6 protein-coding genes are annotated in these 20,392 nt (G+C 40.7%); all 6 read left to right on the forward strand.

Going from position 1 to position 20,392, the window contains the following annotated elements; genetic code table 11:
* The first annotated feature begins 9 nt into the window (after positions 1-9).
* The 6 genes from asnB to KYH19_RS06705 all read left to right on the forward strand — a co-directional run bounded on the left by asnB (position 10) and on the right by KYH19_RS06705 (position 20,357).
* Entirely contained in the window at positions 10-1,890 is a 1,881-nt protein-coding gene (asnB, locus tag KYH19_RS06680) for an asparagine synthase (glutamine-hydrolyzing) (RefSeq protein ID WP_219078065.1), read from the forward strand.
* Between the two features lie 30 nt (positions 1,891-1,920).
* Complete coding sequence (locus KYH19_RS06685) at positions 1,921-8,319, forward strand: non-ribosomal peptide synthetase (RefSeq protein WP_219078066.1); 6,399 nt, start codon at positions 1,921-1,923, stop codon at positions 8,317-8,319.
* A gap of 2 nt (positions 8,320-8,321) precedes the next feature.
* Complete coding sequence (locus KYH19_RS06690) at positions 8,322-11,465, forward strand: non-ribosomal peptide synthetase (RefSeq protein ID WP_219078067.1); 3,144 nt, start codon at positions 8,322-8,324, stop codon at positions 11,463-11,465.
* Between the two features lie 6 nt (positions 11,466-11,471).
* A complete protein-coding gene (locus KYH19_RS06695) occupies positions 11,472-13,181 on the forward strand; it encodes a carbamoyltransferase N-terminal domain-containing protein (protein ID WP_219078068.1) in 1,710 nt (569 codons plus the stop codon).
* A gap of 14 nt (positions 13,182-13,195) precedes the next feature.
* Positions 13,196-18,829, forward strand: coding sequence for an SDR family NAD(P)-dependent oxidoreductase (locus KYH19_RS06700; RefSeq protein ID WP_219078069.1), 5,634 nt, complete (start codon positions 13,196-13,198; stop codon positions 18,827-18,829).
* Between the two features lie 118 nt (positions 18,830-18,947).
* A complete protein-coding gene (locus KYH19_RS06705; protein ID WP_219078070.1) occupies positions 18,948-20,357 on the forward strand; it encodes an aspartate aminotransferase family protein in 1,410 nt (469 codons plus the stop codon).
* The last annotated feature ends 35 nt before the right edge of the window (positions 20,358-20,392 follow it).

The raw sequence follows: 20,392 nt of genomic DNA on the forward strand, positions 1-20,392 counted from the left end.
TTATAGTAAATGTGCGGTATAACCGGTGTTTTTGATTTCCAGTCGAGAGGCGTCGACGAACAAGTTGTAATTTCAATGGCCAGATCGCTGAATCATCGAGGACCTGATGATGAATCATTTTTTTTCGATAAAAATTGTGGATTGGGATTCAAACGGCTGAGTATAATTGATATTAAACATGGTCAACAGCCTTTTCGCAGCAGTGATGGCTCAGTTATCCTGATCTGCAATGGCGAAATTTTTAATTACAAAGAATTACGTAATGAGTTGACCTTAAAAGGATACGAATTTAAGTCGGACTGTGATGTAGAGGTAATTTTGCATGCCTATCTGGAATACGGAACGAGATTTATCAAACGATTGAACGGACAATTTGCTTTTGTTATTTACGATAGCAGGAACCGATCACTATTATTAGCAAGAGATCATTTCGGAATATGCCCGTTGTTTTATGCGAGCATAGGTGATTGCCTGATTTTTGGTTCAGAAATCAAGGCATTGTTAAAATTTCCTGCATTAAAGCGAGAGGTAGATCTTAACGGTCTTGATCAAATTCTCACACTTCCAGGATTAGTAAGTCCGGCAACCATGTTCAAAAATGTTAAAAGTGTTAAGCCCGGACATTTGATCATTGCTAAAAATCATGAGTTTGTTCAGCAGGAATACTGGGATGTTAATTATCCTGATGCTGTTCAAGGCCAGGTAACAACCAAGCCTGAGGAATATTATATCGAAAAGCTGGAGGATCTGTTATTGAAATCAGTAAGCTACAGATTAAACGCTGATGTTCCGATCGGTTACTACCTGAGCGGGGGACTGGATTCTTCATTGATTGCTGGTCTGATTAAGAAAATTAAGCCGCAGAATCAATTTGATTCTTTCTCCATAAGTTTTCCTGATGCCGATGAAAAACAAATCGACGAAAGCTTTTATCAAAGACTGATGTCTGGTCATGTGGGTTCAAATCATCATGAGGTCGAGTTTCGCTCCTCTGATATTTATGATAATCTGAAAAAAGCAGTCTTTTGCGCGGAAAGCCCGCTAAAGGAAACATATAATACCTGTAGCCTAGCGCTATCCGCCAATGTGAATCGCGAGAAAATTAAGGTAATCTTGTCTGGAGAAGGCGCGGATGAATTATTCGGCGGGTATGTGGGTTATAAACTGGATGCCCTTAAATCGCCCGGTCTTCCCGGTGATAATCTGGAGGAGTTGATGGAAGAGCAATATAGGCTACGAATGTGGGGGGATCCCAATTTTTTCTATGAAAAAAATTACTACGATTTTGCCCAACAGAAAAGAAGCCTGTATTCGGAAGCCGTGAATTACATAATGCCTGAATTTGATTGTACATTTAATCTGAGCATTGATAAAGATAAGTTGAAAGGTAGGAGTGACTTCGATAAAAGGTCTTATTTGGATTTGAAAGTTCGCTTGGCAGACCATTTAATGGCTGATCATTGTGACAGAACATCTTATGCCAACTCGATTGAAGGAAGATACCCTTTTCTTGATATAAATATTATGGATTTTTTGGCTGAAATGCCATTGTCAGTAAAGTTGAAGGGTTTAAATGAAAAATATATTCTTAAAGTCCTTGCAAAAAAGTATGTGCCGGAACAGATTTGTAGACGAGAGAAATTTAGCTTCGTCGCACCCGGGAGTCCTTCGATCCTGGCGGACAACATTGAATGGGTTAATGACCTTTTATCTTATGATATGATTAAAAGGCAGGGATATTTCAATCCTGATACCATTGAGAAATTAAAGAAAATATATACACGGAAAGATTTTAAATTAAATCTTCCATTTGATACAGATTTATTGATCACGGTCCTTACGTTCAATATTTTTTTAACACTATTCGATATGCCTGATTTTTCAGGATAGGTATTCTTTTTAAAATTAAGATCACATTTTATGCATCATAAATTGATTCACGAAGTTTTTCGTCAGGTCGCAATAGACTATCCGAATTTAACAGCAATAGAAGAGGATTTAAATATTGTCACTTATGCGGAACTGGATGCAAGATCAGATAAACTTTCAGCAGTTTTAAGCGCTCAGACAAATAAGATGGGACGCGTAATTGCTGTCTTTTTACCAAAAGGGATAGATCTGGTTACAGCAATCCTTGCCATATTCAAATCGGGAACTATTTATTTACCACTAGATCTGAATTTTCCTTTAAAAAGGATTACAGAAATACTCAATGAACTTGATGTGGATGGAATCATCACCACAGAAGAATCAAGGTCTGAGATTGAAAAAATTGCACTGGAAAATTCTGTTCACATTAACGAAATTTTTACTTTTGATAACTCCTGTTCAATAAACATTTATAACCAAACTGCTCGCGGTTTCGAACGTTGCGATGAGGCAACCTATGTTCCTGAAAATTCAAAAAATATTGTTGATCCGGATAGTGGCTGTTATATCTTTTACACTTCAGGCTCTACCGGTGTTGGTAAACCTATCCTAGGGAGGCATAAGAGTCTGCATCACTTTATAAATTGGGAAATAAAAGAATTTGAACTTGACCATAATTGCAGGGTAAGTCATTTGATTCAAAAAACGTTCGATCCTTCTTTACGTGATATTTTCGTGCCTTTGTGTTCAGGTGGGACACTTTGTGTTCCATCGGTTGCTATAGTGTCCAACCCAATATTATTATTGAAGTGGCTGAAACAGGCTTCAATTACTTTAGTACACTATGTGCCTTCCTTATTTAAGACTTTGACCAGAGAGCTTGAGGTAATGTCAGGCGAGGAGTGTTCTTTTCCTGCATTAAAATTTATGCTCTTGTCAGGTGAAATACTTTATTCAACGGATCTGAAAAAATGGTGGGATAATACTGAATCAAATACAGAGTTTGTCAATCTCTATGGGCCGACTGAAACCACGTTGGCGAAGATGTTTCACCGGATTAAAGCAATATCAGGCACAACTGCACAGATTCTACCGGTTGGTAGGCCGATAAATGACACGCATGTAGCGATAATAAACGAGGCCAATCAAATTTGCGGTGTGGGGGAGATTGGCGAGATTTATATTAAAACCTCTTTTATTTCTTTAGGATATTATCGGAACAAAGACTTGACACGAGCTGTTTTTGTACAAAATCCTTTAATCAAGGACAAGGCAGATATCGTTTATAAGACTGGTGATCTTGGGAAATACCTTGAAGATCGGAATATCCAGGTTATGGGGCGTTTAGATGACCAGGTTAAGTTAAATGGCGTTCGGATTGATCTGAAAGAAATAGAACTGTCAGTTATAAAGTTGCATGAGGTAGAATCTGCGGTAATTATAGCTGATAGAGACCAGGAAAATCAAATTTCTTTAATTTGTTATTTTATAGGAGAATCCGCTAACGAAGAGTTGTTAAGATCCCATTTAAAAAATGAAGTTGGTGCTAGTATGGTTCCCTCATACTTTGTTAAATTAGTTGATTTTCCGCTTAACTTAAATGGAAAAGTTGATAAAAAAGCACTTTTAAAGCTTTTTAAGATTGATGAAAGTAAACTTCAATACGAACCTGCAGAAGGCACAACAGAGGTAAGATTAGCGGAGATTTGGAAAAAAATTCTGGGTGTATCCAAAGTCAGTCGAAATGCTTCTTTTTTTAAAATAGGAGGACATTCGCTAAAGGCCTTACAGCTCATTTCAGCAATTTACAAAGAGTTCAACATCAATTTGAGTATTTCAGAACTTTTCAAAAAGCCTATACTGGCTGAATTGGCTAATTTGATTGATCATAGCCAGCTATTTGAGTATTCAGATATATCGCATATTCCGGATTCTGTTTATTATGATTTGTCACATTCACAGCGTCGTTTGTGGGCGCTGAGCCACCAACCTGGTTCAGGTCTGGCCTATAACCTAGTTGGGACGCATGTTTTGGAAGGTGATCTTGATGTGGAAGCCTTCCGACGTGCCTTTGGGGAAGTAGTTTCCCGTCACGAGATTCTTCGGACAGGTTTCCATGAGGTATCCGGGGAACCTGTTCAACAGGTTGAGCCCTTTTCATCGATGGGCTTTTCTGTGGTTTACAGGGATTTGCGCGGATTATCGGAGGATTCCGTGGAACTCCAGGAGATTATCCGTGAAGAGGTATCAAAGCCTTTTGATTTATCGGAGGCCGGACTGTTGCGTTCACAGTTGCTGCATCTGTCAGCCGACCGTTATCTGTTTGTATTTACGATGCATCATATCATTTCCGATGGCTGGTCGATGCGTGTATTGCTCAAAGAAGTATCGGTACTTTATCTTTACTATAAGAAAGGTGGTGCTTACCCTTTGGCTGAGCTCAGGCTTCAATACCGTGATTATGCGCGTTGGCAGGTCCAGGAGCTGGCCGATCCGGCCCACCGCTCCCGTGCCTACTGGAAAGAGCAGTTTTCGGGGCAGCTTCCCTTACTTTCGGTTCGCGGTGATAAGTCACGGCCTGTACAGAAGAGTTATAATGGTTCCCGAGAGCACTTTATGATCGGTGCGGATGTTTCCGATGGTCTGAGCATGCTGAGCCGTTCCCATGACAGCACACTTTATATGGGTGTACTGACATCTCTTTATATCCTGTTGTATAAATACAGCCATCAGCGTGATATCATCATCGGTACGCCTGTTTCTGGCCGTTCTCACCGGGACCTTGAAGAGCAGATCGGTTTTTATGTGAATACACTGGCATTGCGGATGCAGTTTGAAGAAAGCTGGAGCTATATCGGCCTGTTACGCCGTGTAAAAGAACGGTGCCTGGAAGCTTTTGCCCATGACCAATATCCATTTGACTGTTTATTGGAAGACCTGTCTCTGGTCCGGGATCCGGGCCGTAGTCCGTTGTTTGATGTGATGCTCACCTTTGAAGGTTCGGGTTCTTCGGAAGAAATGCTTGAGGGGATTACGATCAGTAATAATGAGACGGAGCTTCCGGTAAGCAAGTTTGACCTGACCTGGATAGTTGTGTCTGGCGAATCCGGTCTGTCGGTAAACATTGAGTACAATACAGATTTGTTCAGCCGGGAGTGGATATTGCAGTTAGGCAGTCATTACCAAGAGCTTTTACGGAGTATCGTTTTAAATCCGGATATGCGGCTGCATGAACTGAATTGTCTGACAACAGCAGAAGCGGAACGTTTCCATCAGGTTCCTTTTTTTAGTTTTCCCTTGGGTACGCTCCACTCTGTTTTCGAAGAACGTGTCCTGGCAGGTGGCAGCTCAGTAGCTTTAAGTTACCAGGGGGCCTCCTTAAGTTATAGCGAACTGTCTTTCCGGAGCAACCAGCTTGCCCGCTATTTACGGGATGTGCAGGGTGTTACTGCCAATGATCTGATCGGTATTTTGTTATCACCAGGTTTAGATATGGTCGTATCTGTACTGGGGATTTTAAAAGCCGGTGGCGGATATGTTCCGCTGGACCCTTCTTATCCTGAGGACCGTATAGGTTTTATGGTAAAGGACTCGTCTGTAAAAGCTGTTCTCACCACCGGATCATTTTCAGTCCTGTTGGGATCGTGTAGTGGACCAACGGTTTTATTGGTAGATGAGGTATTTTCCGGACAGGGCAGTTACAGTGGTGCATCCCTGGCAGATCTCAACAATCCTGCAGATACGGCATACGTAATTTATACATCCGGGTCTACAGGAACGCCCAAAGGGGTGTCTGTAAGCCATTCGAATGTAATGAACTTATTGTTTCATGATGATTTTGAATATGAGTTCAGCAGTTCAGATGTTTGGGTTTTGGCGCATTCCCTGTGTTTTGATTTTTCGGTGTGGGAACTCTTCGGGAGCCTTCTTAACGGAGGTAGGCTTGTAGTTATTTCGCGGGATACTGCCCGTAATACGATGGCTTTTGCCGATATGCTGGAAACAGAAAGGGTCAGTGTCCTGAATCAGACGCCATCGATGTTCAGTAACCTTTTAACCGAGATACTGGAGCGTGATCATATCCGCCTTGGCCTGCGTTATGTGATATTCGGTGGGGAAGCCTTGAAACCGGGTATGCTACAGTTATGGCACAAGCGTTATCCTGATGTTCGGCTGGTCAATATGTATGGGATAACGGAGACAACGGTCCACGTAACCATTAAAGAGATCGGCGAGTCGGAGATCACCTGCGGTCAAAGTAACATAGGTGTTCCCTTTAAGAGTCATTATATCTGTTTGGTGGATGATCTTTTATGCCCTGTACCTGACGGATCTGTAGGAGAGATCATTGTCGGGGGTGCATCGGTAAGCGGTGGTTACCTGAACCGGGAAAGCTTAAGCGGTGAAAGGTTCATCAGTCTTCCTGGCCGTCCATCTGAGCGTTTTTACCGCTCGGGTGACTTGGCCGTACGTATGCCTAACGGTGAATATGTATATATGGGCAGAAAGGACATGCAGGTAAAGATCCGGGGCTACCGTATTGAGACAGGAGAAATAGAAAGTGTACTTATGGGGCACAGCTCGGTCAGGTCAGCAGCCGTACTTGCCCGTACAGATGCCTCCGGCATAGCCAGTTTATGTGCTTATTACTCAGTGACGGAGGCCCTGGACAGTTCAGAAGTGCGGAACTACCTGCGCATGCATCTTCCGGACTACATGCTTCCATCCGTTTATATAAAAGTTGACTCGATCCCTTATACCAGCAATGGTAAGGCTGACTACGACCAGCTGAAATCCATCGTGTTAGCGGAGGAGGAAGAAAAGCCCTTAGCATTACCCGAAACGGAGATACAGTCTGTATTATTGAGTGTATGGCAGGGCGTACTTAACCGTTTCCATCTGGGTATAGATGACAATTTTTTCGAGGTTGGTGGAGATTCGATCAAGGCGATCCAGATCTCAAGCCGCCTGTATAAAGAGGGTTATAAGCTAGAAGTACGGCAGTTGTTTGAACATCCTACGATCCGTCTTCAAAGTTTATATGTGAGCCCTGTAGTTGTTGTTGCCGATCAGGGGGCTGTTCATGGCGAGGTATTATTGAGCCCGGTCCAGCAATGGTTTTTTGGTAGCGGTCACCCTGACCGCCATCATTACAACCAATCAGTAATGCTGGCCGTACCTTCGGGACTGGATGAGTCTGGACTGAGTTCGATACTGACCGCCCTTCAGAGGCACCACGATATATTGCGTGTTTATTACAAGGAAGCAGGTAGGGATATCCGTCAGCTGACGGGTGATCTGTCCCATCCTGTGAGCGTAAAGGTTCTGGATTTGCGTGGCAAGATCAACTGGCAGCAGCAGATGCACGATTCGGGTCAGCAGGTCCAGGAGAGTATGGACCTGTCGTCGGGTCCTTTACTTAAAGTGGTATTGTTCCGTCTTGATTCAGGTGACCGGCTTTTGCTGGTCTCGCACCATTTGGTTATAGATGGTGTTTCCTGGCGGATATTGTTTGAGGACCTAGACCAGCTGACCATTCAGTACCGGAACGGTGAGGAGTATAAGCTGCCATTGAAGACAGACTCTTACCAGCGCTGGGTTTCGGGGCTTTTGGCGCATGTTCCTGTTCTCCAGTCATTGGAGCAGGATTATTGGGCTGCTGTGGTGGAACGTTCTTTGGGGTCAAAGTTATGGCCATCCTTTGAAGGTTCTTATCAGACAGGAGAAATGGGGGTGGTCTCATTTACTTTGGACCGGGATGAAACAGAAATGCTGCTGACTGGGGTGAACGGTGCTTATAATACAGAGATAAACGATATCCTTCTTACGGGCCTTTTCCGCTCGTTACATCAGGAGTACGGCCAAGACCGTTTGCTGGTGTCGATGGAAGGACATGGTCGGGAGGAGATCCTCGCCGGAGTTGATATCAGCCGCACGGTTGGTTGGTTTACCAGTATCTATCCGTTGTTACTGGAAGTTTCGGTTGGTTCATCGATATCGGACCAGCTGATTGCGGTGAAGGAACAGTTGCGTCAGGTTCCGTCCAGGGGTATAGGTTACGGCATACTTGCTTACCTTGGAAATGGGGTTTTGTCGGGTAGTATCTCCCCTGAGATCAGTTTCAATTACCTGGGACAGTTTGACTCAGATACAGCGGATAAGGAATTCGATATCGCAACAGAATCCTCGGGCCAAAGCCGCAGTCCCAGAACGCAGAGCACTTTTGTGCTGGATATATCGGGAATGATCGTCTCGGGGGAACTGACCCTTGAGCTGGGTTATCACCAGTTACATATTCCGGCAGAACAGGCCGTACGGCTGAAAGACCACTACCACAATGCCCTTAAAGAGATCATCAATCATTGTGCAAACCTTGAAACCAAACAATTAACCCCTAGCGATTTCAGTTATAAACTATCCACTAATGACTTGGAAAAATTATTTGATTAGCAATGAGCCTGAACTTAACTAAGGAAAATATCAGAAATGTTTACCCACTTACGCCAATGCAAGAGGGAATGTATTTGGATTTCTTGTTAAAGAGACCAGAACGAACTTATTTTGAACAGCTAAGCTTTATTCAAAATGGCGAACTCGACCTTGATATTCTAAAAGAATGTTTTAATAAAGTAATTGAGCGACATGAAGTATTGCGAACTGTTTTTACGCATAAAGTTGGAGGAAAGCCTTTACAGGTAGTATTGAAAGCGGCTGAGATAGAATTTTATTTCGAAGATATTTCCCGCCTTCAGGACTCCAAGACAATTCTTTTGGCATACAAAGCGAAAGATGAGGAAAGGTTTTTCGATTTAAATAAAAGTCTGCTTTTTCGTGTAGCAGTATTTAAACTCGCAGTGAATGTTTTTCAATTTGTCTGGAGTTGGCATCATATTATTATGGACGCATGGTGTATAGGTTTGTTGTCTAATGATATACTGTACATGTATAATCGTTTGAACAGTAAAAAGTCGATTGATTTACCTCCAGTGAAGCCTTACAGCAGTTATGTCAACTGGCTGTCTAAAAGAAACGGCACGCAATCAACCGCATTTTGGTCATCATACCTCGACGGATTGGAAGAAAATATAATACTAAGCAATCAGGATTTACTAACGAGCAAAAAATCACGCGATCAACTTAGCCTTAAATTCGACGATCAGACATCTGCAGCAATAAAGAAGTTAACCCAAAAGTTGAATATTACTTTAAATGTATTTGTTCAAACTGTTTGGGGAATATTGCTAGGTAAAATCACCGCTAAGAAAGATGTTGTTTTTGGTGCGGTTGTTTCCGGCCGGCCATCCGAAATAGAAGGGATAGAAACAATAATTGGTTTGTTTATTAATACTGTTCCGGTTAGGTTGAAGATAAAGGAAAACCAAAATGTATCTTCATTAATGGCAGATGCTCAGGCTAATGCGCTAGATGCCGAATCTCATCATTATTCTTCTTTATCGGAAATTATTTCCCATAACGCTTTGGATAAAGATTTTATCAATCATATTCTAATATTCCAAAATTTTCCGTTTACCGAACTTGATGAAAATAAAGATTCAGCTTTGAAGCCAAGTAATTTTGAAGTGGTAGAAAATTTTTATTATGACCTAAATATTTTCACTCAGATTAAGGGTAAAATAGAATTGATTTTTGAATTCAACACCGCTAAATATACTAAACTCAGGATAACCGCTTTTGCAGATTATTTTAATACTATAGTGATGCAGTTGCTCAGTGATCCTCAAATCTGCGTCGACAAAATTTCTTTGATCTCAGAAACAGACAAAAGAAAAATAACTGGGTTCAATCAGACAGAGAAATCAAGGTCAGACAAAACATTTATCCAGGCTTTCGAAAAAAGGATAATTGACCATCATAATAAAATCGCAGTAAACTTTAAAGGAAAAAGATTAACCTATCAGGAATTAAATGCCGAGGCAAACAAACTGAGTGTTTTCTTGAAAGACCAATATGAAATTAAAGCAGGTGACATTGTAGTTGTAATGATGGAAAGGTCGGAGCGGCTAATCATCACCCTACTAGCCATTATGAAGGCCCGGGCAGCCTTCTTGCCGCTAGAAGTAAATTACCCTGACACCAGAAAAAAAACAATTATTGAGAATGCTCAGCCAGCAGTAATGATTACTGATTCAACATTTTTGCTGGGGATTGATATCTACTTCTCGGGAAAGATTTTCGCAGCAGATATTCAATTGGGAAGTTTGTCAGAATGCGGAGAAATGGCTACGGATACAAGCGCTGCTTCTGATTTATTATATGTTCTTTTTACCTCAGGATCAAGTGGTAAGCCAAAAGGAGTACAAATTGTGAACGGTAGCTTTATTAATTATATGTTATGGGCGAATGCATTTTACTTTAACAATAATGACGGATACACCTTTGCCTTTTTTACTCCAATAACATTTGATTTAACGCTTACAAGCATATTTTCAACACTACTTAGGGGCGACGAAATTGTTATTTACGACAATGATGATACTGCTGTAGTGTTAAGAGACGTATTTCAGGTCTCAAACCTTATCAATACAGTTAAAATTACGCCCTCACACATCACGCTTCTAAAGTATTTAGGCATTAACCAAACCAATATCAAGAGTGTTATAGTTGGAGGCGAAAAGTTAAACAAAGAACAAATCCATTTTCTTCTCGGTCTCAATCCTGCAGTGAAGATATATAATGAATATGGACCTACTGAAGCCACGATTGCCTGTACAGCTGTAGAAATAACAGACGAAAATGCGATCTCTGTTGGAAGCCCGATCTGGAATACGAAGATTCACATCTTAGATGAAAATTTGAACCTAGTACCTATTGGGGAAACAGGAGAACTTTATATATCCGGAGTAGCTGTTTCATCCGGATACATTGGCAACACTTTATTGACAAATGATTGCTTTATTGCCGATCTGGAAAATCCAGGACAAAAAATGTATAGATCGGGGGACCTGGGCTACTGGACCGATGAGGGCGTTATTAATTTTGTAGGAAGGAAAGACACTCAACTAAAAATCCGCGGTTACCGCATCGAATTAAGCGAGATAGAGCTTACAATACATCAAATCAAGTCGGTAGTAAATGCCATAGTAATTCCAGATAAATCTTGTACAGAATTAATTGCATTCGTCACACTAAAAAATGAGCTTGAAATCGACACTATAAAGTTGTTTGTTAAAGAAAGACTTCCATCATACATGTGTCCTGATATTATTATTATACTTAAAACAATCCCTTTAACCCCAAATGGAAAAATTGACAACAAGCAGCTTCTTAGGTTAGCCGCCTCTGGTCCAGTTCCAGCCTCAGTCCGTTTACCGGCTAATCGATACGAACAAGAAATTCTGGTTGTGTGGCAAGCTGTTTTAGGAAAAGATGCTATCCAGACAAACGATAGTTTTTTTAATATAGGTGGTAATTCATTAATGGTAGTGAAGTTGTTTAATCACCTAAATAATTATTTCCCAGACATATTTACCATAGCAGATTTATTCGATCATTCAACCATAATGAGTCAAGCTATTTACCTGGAAAATAAAAGTAGATCTGCAGACACCATTTCCGAAAATGTAATTGAATTTTAAAATCTTATGATAATTTGTGGTATAAAGTTGACCCATGACGGAGCGGTAGCTCTGATTGAAAACGGAGAATTGAAGTTCTGTGTTGAAATGGAAAAAATCCAAAATAATCCGCGTTATTCTGAAATCACGGATTCAGCCATTATTGGCAAAATTTTAAATGATAATGGCTATTTTTTAAAAGATGTTGACTGTTTTGCGATTGATGGGTGGGCGGGCTTGACTGACTCATTCATTAAGACTAAAAATCAAGGTGAAGATTATATAATACAGGTGGCGCCATATAGGGAAAAAACGCGTTCGGAAAACCTTTTAACTCAATTCTATTTTAATGGATTGAAAATAAGTGATGAGGTTTTGCAATATGAGAGCTACTTTCACGTAACGAATCATATTACCTCAGCTTATTGTACCAGTCCATTTGCAGCAAAAGGTGAAAGTTCGTTCGTATTGGTCTGGGATGGTGGAATGTTTCCCCGTCTTTATTACTACGATTATAATAATAAAACAATTCAAAGCCTGGGTAAATTGTTTTACCTGATGGGCAACATTTATAGCGAATTTTCTCAGTATTTTAATCCTTTTAAAAAGGAGAAGCCCGTTACCGGAGAAAGTTTATCTGTTGCTGGTAAACTCATGGCTTACATTGCTAAGGGTAAGGTTAATGAACTCATATTAAAGGATTTTGAATTTGTTCTTGAAAATCATCTAGAACTGTCCCTCAAATTTTCGGATAAATTTGCGACTAAGTTTATAGAGATCAGTTCAGGGAAAAATTACCGGGATGAAGATATTCTAGCTTCCTTCCATGTTTTTCTGCAAAATAAATTAATCGAAGGTTTAAATGATAAAATTAAAGGAAGTCACCGGGGTTCATCGAATCTGTGTTTTGTTGGCGGTTGTGCGTTAAACATTAAATGGAACAGTGCGATCAGAGAATCTGGCTTGTTTAAACAAATGTGGGTACCGCCGTTTCCAAACGATTCAGGTAGTGCTATAGGTGCAGCATGTTCAGCATGGATGGTACATACGGGGCAGGTTAATCTGAAATGGAACGTATACAGCGGCCCTTCATTTATCAACAACGAATCGGCAACTGGATGGCTCAGATTTGAATGTAAGATTAATGAGCTTGCACGTTTTATAGATCAGGTGAACGAGCCTATCGTATTACTGAATGGACGTGCTGAGCTGGGACCAAGGGCTCTAGGAAATCGGAGTATAATATCTGCCGCCACTGACCGGAATTGCAAAAGTAAACTAAACCATATCAAGCAGCGAGAGGACTACAGACCAATTGCACCAATATGTATAGAAGAATTAGCGCCTATGATATTTGAGCCCGGCTCTCCTGATCCATACATGTTGTATGATCATCAGGTTAAAGACGAATGGATAGATAAGATACCGGTCATCTGTCATTTGGACGGAACGGCTAGATTGCAAACTGTTAGTTTGGCAGATAACCCTACTCTATACCAGCTACTATGTGATTATTATAACATTACCGGAATTCCGGTATTAAGCAACACCAGCGCTAACTTAAATGGCACCGGTTTTTTTCCGAATTTGTCAAGCGTGATGGAGTGGGGAAAGGTAAACTATATCTGGAGTGATAATGTTTTGTACGCCCATCCAGCCTATGAATTGTTTTTGGATAATCTTAAAAGGATAGATCATGTTGCCGACAGCCAGCCGGCAGCAATTATTAAGTTTTAACTTGTCAAGCTACTATGGACATTGCCATAATCGGTATTTCTTGCCGCGTTCCCGAAGCGGAGTCACCAGATGTTTTTTATCAAAATCTTGCAGCAGGGAAAGATAGTGTTCGGGTATTCTCGAAAAAGCGCCTAAGAAGTACCACAATCGCTGATGACGAGAATTATCAGTTAAATGGTTTTATCGAAGATATTGATTTTTTTGACCATGAATTCTTCGGAATATCTTTAGGTGAAGCGCAGCAAATGTCTCCTCAGCATCGTATGATGTTGGAAGTTGCCTATGAAACTATTGAAAATTCTGGCTATAGCATAGATTATTTTGACGGCTCTAATACCTCGGTTTTTATCGCGGCGTCTGGAATCGACTATTATTTGCATGCAGAAAAATTCGATCCTATGTTAACCACTGGCAACCTAAGTGCGATAGTAGCCGGTAGAATTTCAAGGTTTTTCAATTTCCGTGGCAATTCAGTAGTTATTGACACATCTTGCTCATCATCATTGACAGCCGTTCATCATGCTTGTAACGATTTGATACTTGGAGAATCAAGCTGCGCACTCGTTGGTGGCGTTAGCCTAAATCTTTTCCCGCCCGTAATCAATGATCAGTATGACATGGGGATAAGCTCGGCGGATGGAAAAGCCAAAGCTTTCTCTGCTGAAGCCAATGGAACAGTTCCAGGTGAAGCTGTTTGCTGTCTGCTATTAAAACCCTTGGTGGAAGCGATTAAATCAGGTGATATTATCCATGCAGTAATTAAATCAACTGCTGTAAATCAGGATGCCAATCGATCCGGTAGTTTAACAGCTCCAAGCAGTACTGCTCAAGCTGAAGTTATTCAGAAAGCTTGGGAAAAAGCAAAAATAGATCCAAGTACTATAACCTATATAGAAGCACATGGGACAGGAACGAAACTGGGAGATCCAATAGAAATTCAAGGGATTGACAGCGCATTTCGCAAGCATACTGACAAAATCGGCTTTTGTGCTGTGTCATCGGTTAAAACAAATATTGGACATACGGATTGCGCAGCTGGAATTGTTGGTTTACTCAAGGCGACACTTTCCCTTAAATACAAAGTATTGCTTCCGTCTCTGCACTTTAATTCACCAAATCCGTTTATCAATTTTGAGAATTCATCTGTGTATGTTAACACTACATTGAAAAACTGGGATGTGGGAAAAACTGGGGTTAGACGGGCTGGCGTTAGTTCATTCGGACTATCAGGTACAAATTGCCATGTCGTTTTAGAGGAGTACGATGGCGGACTGAAGGTTTTACCAAGCCAAACAAATAAGAGTGAGTTATTTGTTTTTTCAGCTAGAACGGAGCGGGCACTGCGACGGATTATCAAAAGATTTTCGGATAAACTTATAGATACACCCGGTTTATTCTTGAACGATCTTGCTTATACATTGGCTGTTGGCAAAAAGCATTTTAACTGCAGATTATCGTTTGTTGTTAAGGACCGAACATCGCTGTTGAAAGTTTTGGAAGATTTTAGTGCATCAAATGAGGTATTCCACTGGAAAATCGATGTAGCGACAGTCGCTGTATTTTCGCCGGATTTAAATATAAGTGAAAAATTTATAGCCACTTACAGTAACAGATATGCGATTTTCCGCGATTCTATGGAAGAATGTGAGAAGGCATACGGTGAAAATAGACAGACTGAAGAATTCAGAAAGTTCGCTTTTCAATACAGCTTTTATAAACTATTGCTTTCACTTGGAGTAAAAGCGAAATACCTCATCGGTGTCGGTATTGGGCAATATGTAGTAGAAGTCATTAGCGGGCGTCAATTACTGACGGAGGTTTTACCAGCAATACTTATTGATAGTTTAGATCATAGCGATATAGAAGGGAGATGCAAAAAAATACTCGAAAAATTCGAATCACAGTCAGTTGTTTTTATTGAGATCGGGAAATTGGGTTTGATCTCAAAACAGTTGCAATCATTAATCGAAAGAAATCCTGATGTGGAAGTAACTGCATTGAAAGCGGCCATGGATGAAGATGGTTTGAATGACTATATCAGTGAACTATACAGATTTGGGTTTGATATAGACTGGGGTTGTTATTATTCTGGTAGTACGGCCCGGCGTGTAGAAGTTCCTGTTTATCCCTTTGAACGTGTGCGTTGCTGGATCAGGGAAGCCTTACCCACGCGTGTCCACAACTGGTTTCATGAATTGGTTTGGGATGCTGCCGAAGCTAAAGGTTTTACTGGAGTTACTGGGAACAGTTATGTGATCATCATGGACGAACTTGGTTTAGGTTTGGGATTGATATCCGCCCTACGTTTGGCCGGGAACGAATGTATTACGGTAAGTCGTGGTAAGCGATACGAGATGGAGTCTGCTGGTGCATATATTATAGATCCGGAAGAAGAATCGTGTTATGAACAGCTTTATGAGGATTTACGTACCATGACTAAACTGACGGGGATCATAGATTTATCGGGATATCGTAAGGTTGAAGCTGGCACGGAGGCCCAGGCCGTTAAGTATTTGTACTCGCAGGTATACCTGGCCAAATATTTTAGCGGTCATCTGTGTCGTAAGGGCTTTGAATATGTACAGGTAAGCAGTAATGGTTACCGTATCGGTACAGGAGATGATCCGGTTTTAGCTATCCACACTGCAGGCAGTTGTTTTTTAAAGGGCGTATTATCAGAATATACAGGTTTAAAAGCACGTGGCATAGATGTAGACATTTATACAGAGCATGTATCGGATGCCATCGGTTATGTGTTTAAAGAACTGGGAACGGAAGATAACATAAAGTTTGTTGGCTACCGTTTGGGTAAACGTTATGTTCAGCAATTTAAGAAAGTGGCGGCTCCTGAGCTGCACCAGTCATCCGTACCGGTTATCCGTTCGGGAGGTGTTTACCTAGTTACTGGGGGTGCCAGCGGTATCGGACTGGAAATAAGCAAGTCTTTATCAAGAGTATCAGGTGTCAGGCTGATCATTCTGGGGCAGACCTTCTTACCGGTCAAAGCGCAGTGGAATGATACCTCAGACCTTAGCCCTGTGGAACAGGAGCGGATCTCGGCCTTGAAATCACTGGAAGCATCAGGCGCCTTGGTAGATTATTATGGTCTTGATATGCGTGAAGAAGCGGCGATGTCTGTAACATTTGAGAAAATAAGACAGACGACGGTTAAGCTGGATGGGATCATACATTCCGCAGGTGTTGGTATAAGCGGTTATAGTTTGTCAGAACAGACAAATTCAGAAATAGACAGTATCCTGGGCCCAAAGATCTATGGGACTTATTTTCTGGATAAGTACAGCCGGGAACTGCATCCGGATTTTTTAGTGATGTTCAGTTCTTTGAACTCCCTGGTTCCTAAAAGGCGGAGTGCAGTTTATGCAGCTGCTAACGGTTATCAGGATGGTTATTGTAATTATTCTGGTTATCAGGGGACAAAATTTATCGGGATCAACTGGCCTGGCTGGTCAGAGTGTGGTATGGGCGCGCGGGGTTTGGGCGGATCAGCACCTGAAAACACGGGCGAAGATGTGCTGAAGCATATAACAACGGGTGATGGTATAGATAGTTTCTATGCCTTATTGGATATGGGCCGTGCTAACACAGCGGTAGCAGAAGTAGATATCACCGGATTTAAGATAAACCCGTTTTTCAGCGTGGGAAATGAAGTTGTGCTGAATCCTTCAGTGTCAATGGGCTTATCCCCATCTGCGGGGGAAGGTTCCGGGCCGGATGAGGCTTTAACAATCAGTGGTTTAAGTCAGGCTGAATCCAGGGTTCATATGGTTTGGCAGGAGATACTGAAAGCAGAAACCATATCGGTGGATTCAGATTTTTTCGAGATGGGTGGCCATTCATTGAATGGCAGCCAGGTAATTAATCGTCTAGAGAAGCTTTTTGAGGTAGAGCTGGAATTTGAGGATTTGTTTGAATACCCAACGATTCGTTCATTGTCAGCATATATAGAACAATTGCAGTCAGCGGGCGATATGACTGAATATTCAGATATAGCGCATATTCCGGATTCCGTTTATTATGATTTGTCACATTCACAAAAGGGCATTTGGATATCGGACCAATTTGAGAACGCTCAAGCTGCTTACAATATTCCAAGTGCTTACCTATTAAAAGGCATTTTGAATATAGATGCGATCAGTCGGTCATTTGAGATGGTAGTGTTGCGATATGAAATTCTTCGAACGGGATTTGAAGTTGTTGATGGTGAACCAAAACAAAGAGTGAAAAATCTCCTTGAATCAGGCTTTAAAGTAGAAGTTAAAGACCTGACCAACCAATCTTTTAACGAAACACAGTTGAATAAGTTGATTCTGGAAGAATTCTGGAAGCCTTTTGAACTTGAATCCACACCATTATTGCGAGTTAACATCGTTCGATTGGACCATGAAAAAAATGCCCTTTTCTTTACCTTACATCATATTATATCTGACAACTGGTCTATGGATATTTTTATAGGGGAAGTTGCAAAGTATTATAATGAGTACGTTGCTGGCAAGATCTTACAGACCACACCAATGAGATTACAATACCGTGATTTTGTTAATTGGCAAAATAGCCAAATCAGTAACGGTGATTCGATCATGCGAAAATATTGGTTAGAAAATATGGGTGGAGTAATTCCTGTCTTGAACCTTCCGCTCGATTACAATCGGCCCTTGAGAAAGACAATCGATGGGAGCAGTATTATTTTTTCTTTGGATGTGGAATTGGTAACGAAAATAAAGAAAACATGTAAGGAACAGGAAATTAGTCTGTTTATGTTTTTAGTAGCCGGTATCAATTGCTTGTTATACAAATACACAGGCCAATGTGACATCATTGTAGGTACGCCTACTGCTGGCCGGACACATAAAGATTTAGAAGATCAAATAGGGTTATTTATCAATACAATACCACTCCGGACAAGGTTTGATCCAACGAACGATACTATTGAAAAATTTCTAGCAAATATTAAACAAACTATCCTTGGGGCATTTAAGCATCAGTTATATCCATTGAATAAATTGGTTAATGAGTTAAACATAACCAGAGATTTAAGCCGTTCGCCTCTCTTTGATGTAATGATTACTCTTTATAATAAGGAATCGGAAAGGGATCAGAAACCACAATTGAAAGACATTATAATTGATGAATTGAAATTGGAGATAGCCCACAGTCCAATGGAACTGTCAATTGATTTTACAGAAAATGATGGTTCAATAATCGCAGAAGTTCAATACAATACCAATTTATTCAGTCAGAAAAGGATCGGGAAAATAGAAAGTCAGCTTAAAAAAATAATTGCTTGCTTTACAAATGAAGTCAAAGCAAAGATTAATGAAATCAATATCCTCTCCGCTAAAGAAAGTGTTATCGCCGGTGTGTGGGCACGCCATTTGGGAATAACGGTAGAATCGATTTGGGTAGATAATGATTTCTTCGAACTGGGTGCTACCGATCTGATTGCAAGTGAAATAATTAGCGAAATCAATCAAGTTTGTGATATTGATCTAACCTTGGGAGATTTAAAGTCACATCCTACAATCTTTAAGCTCTGTAATTACATCGAGGAAATACGGGAAACCGATGCTACAATCGTAATTGATACTCAGCAACTGAGAAATTATAGAGTGGATAAATCCACTCTATAATTTCTCAGTTGAAATATTCTTCTAGCTAGTTATAATATTCAGGCGAAGTCGTGTAGCGGCAAATGCCAGGCTTATAATTGTCTTTTAAATTTTTTTAGAAATCACTAATCGAATAATCATGTTTGAAACTTATCATTTGGGCCAAGGGGCATCCATAGTGACAGCAGTACCCGGAGCAAGATCACGTGCCTTATTAGCACTTCAACAACAAATTGAAGGACGAATAGTTTCTTATCCGATCGGACTTCCTATCGCAATAAAAAATGCTAAGGGGGCGATTGTGCAGGATGTTGATGGAAATCGATTTATCGATTTTTTTTCTGGTGCAGGCGTTTTAAACGTTGGTCACTGCAACCCAGATGTTTTGTCATATGTTGAGGAACAGCAAAAGGAGCTTATTCATATGCTTGATTTTCCTACCGAAAATAAACTGGAGTTCATCAACAGTATATTATCTTTTTTTCCAGAAAACACTCGAGGGGAATTTAAAGTTAGTTTTTGCGGACCCACAGGTTCTGATGGTGTGGAAGCAGCAATAAAACTGGCAAAACACAAAACAGGGCGTAGTGCAATTATCGCATTTCAGGGCTCCTATCACGGTATGACAGCAGGTGCATTATCCCTTACCAGCAATACAAGGTTAAGAGAGAAATTTGGTTCACTTGTACCTGACGTTAGCTTTATTCCGTATAGTTATTGTTACCGATGTCCATACAACAAAAACGAGGAAAGCTGCCAACTCGATTGTGCAGGATATCTTGAAACACTTTTAAATAATCCCCATTCAGGATTCAGCAAGCCGGCGGCAATCATCTTGGAGCCAATTCAAGGTGAAGGAGGAACTATTGTTCCCAAGGATGGTTTTCTCGAACGGATAATTAAGATCGCCAGAAAAAATGACATTTTAGTAATTTTTGATGAAGTGCAGTGCGGTTTTTTTAGAACGGGTAAGTTTCTTGAGTCTTTAAAACTCAAAACTCTTCCCGACATTTTGGTCATGTCAAAGGGGCTGGGCGGTATAGGATTTCCAATATCAGCCATCATATATAATAAAACCATAGAGTCTTGGGATGCAGGCGATCATATAGGCACTTTCAGAGGAAATCAGGTAAGTATCGCAGCTGGAAGAGGTGCCTTGGCCTTTGTAAAGCAAAATAATCTGGAGGAACATACCCTCAAAATGGGAAGATACCTGATCAACAAACTTAAGGAAATTTGTACTTGGAATCCCTACCTAGGTGAAGTTCGTGGAAGTGGTTTGATTATCGGAATTGAATATGTAAAAGATAAAAAAACTAAGGAGCCTTATCCTGAACTGGTTAAAGAACTCAAAAAAATAAGTTTTGAAAATGGTCTGCTGTTTGAAATCGGTGGACATTTCAATAATGTCATCCGATTTCTACCTCCATTGATCATAAACGAAGAAATTATAGAAAATGCAATGCAGATATTCGAATTGGCCAATAGAGCTGTGCTGAAATTAAAGAACGAAGGTCAATTGAATTTACCTATTGAGAAAGCTGATTAGAAAATTTGCCAACGTCCGTACCTTCTAAACTTGTT

It is taken from the genome of Pedobacter sp. D749, from assembly GCF_019317285.1.
GTDB lineage: Bacteria > Bacteroidota > Bacteroidia > Sphingobacteriales > Sphingobacteriaceae > Pedobacter.

Bases quoted from the DNA above. Each gene is read 5' to 3' on its own strand.
- asnB (WP_219078065.1), top strand. From the start codon at position 10: ATGTGCGGTATAACCGGTGTTTTTGATTTCCAGTCGAGAGGCGTCGAC.
- KYH19_RS06685 (WP_219078066.1), top strand. From the start codon at position 1,921: ATGCATCATAAATTGATTCACGAAGTTTTTCGTCAGGTCGCAATAGAC.
- KYH19_RS06690 (WP_219078067.1), top strand. From the start codon at position 8,322: ATGAGCCTGAACTTAACTAAGGAAAATATCAGAAATGTTTACCCACTT.
- KYH19_RS06695 (WP_219078068.1), top strand. From the start codon at position 11,472: ATGATAATTTGTGGTATAAAGTTGACCCATGACGGAGCGGTAGCTCTG.
- KYH19_RS06700 (WP_219078069.1), top strand. From the start codon at position 13,196: ATGGACATTGCCATAATCGGTATTTCTTGCCGCGTTCCCGAAGCGGAG.
- KYH19_RS06705 (WP_219078070.1), top strand. From the start codon at position 18,948: ATGTTTGAAACTTATCATTTGGGCCAAGGGGCATCCATAGTGACAGCA.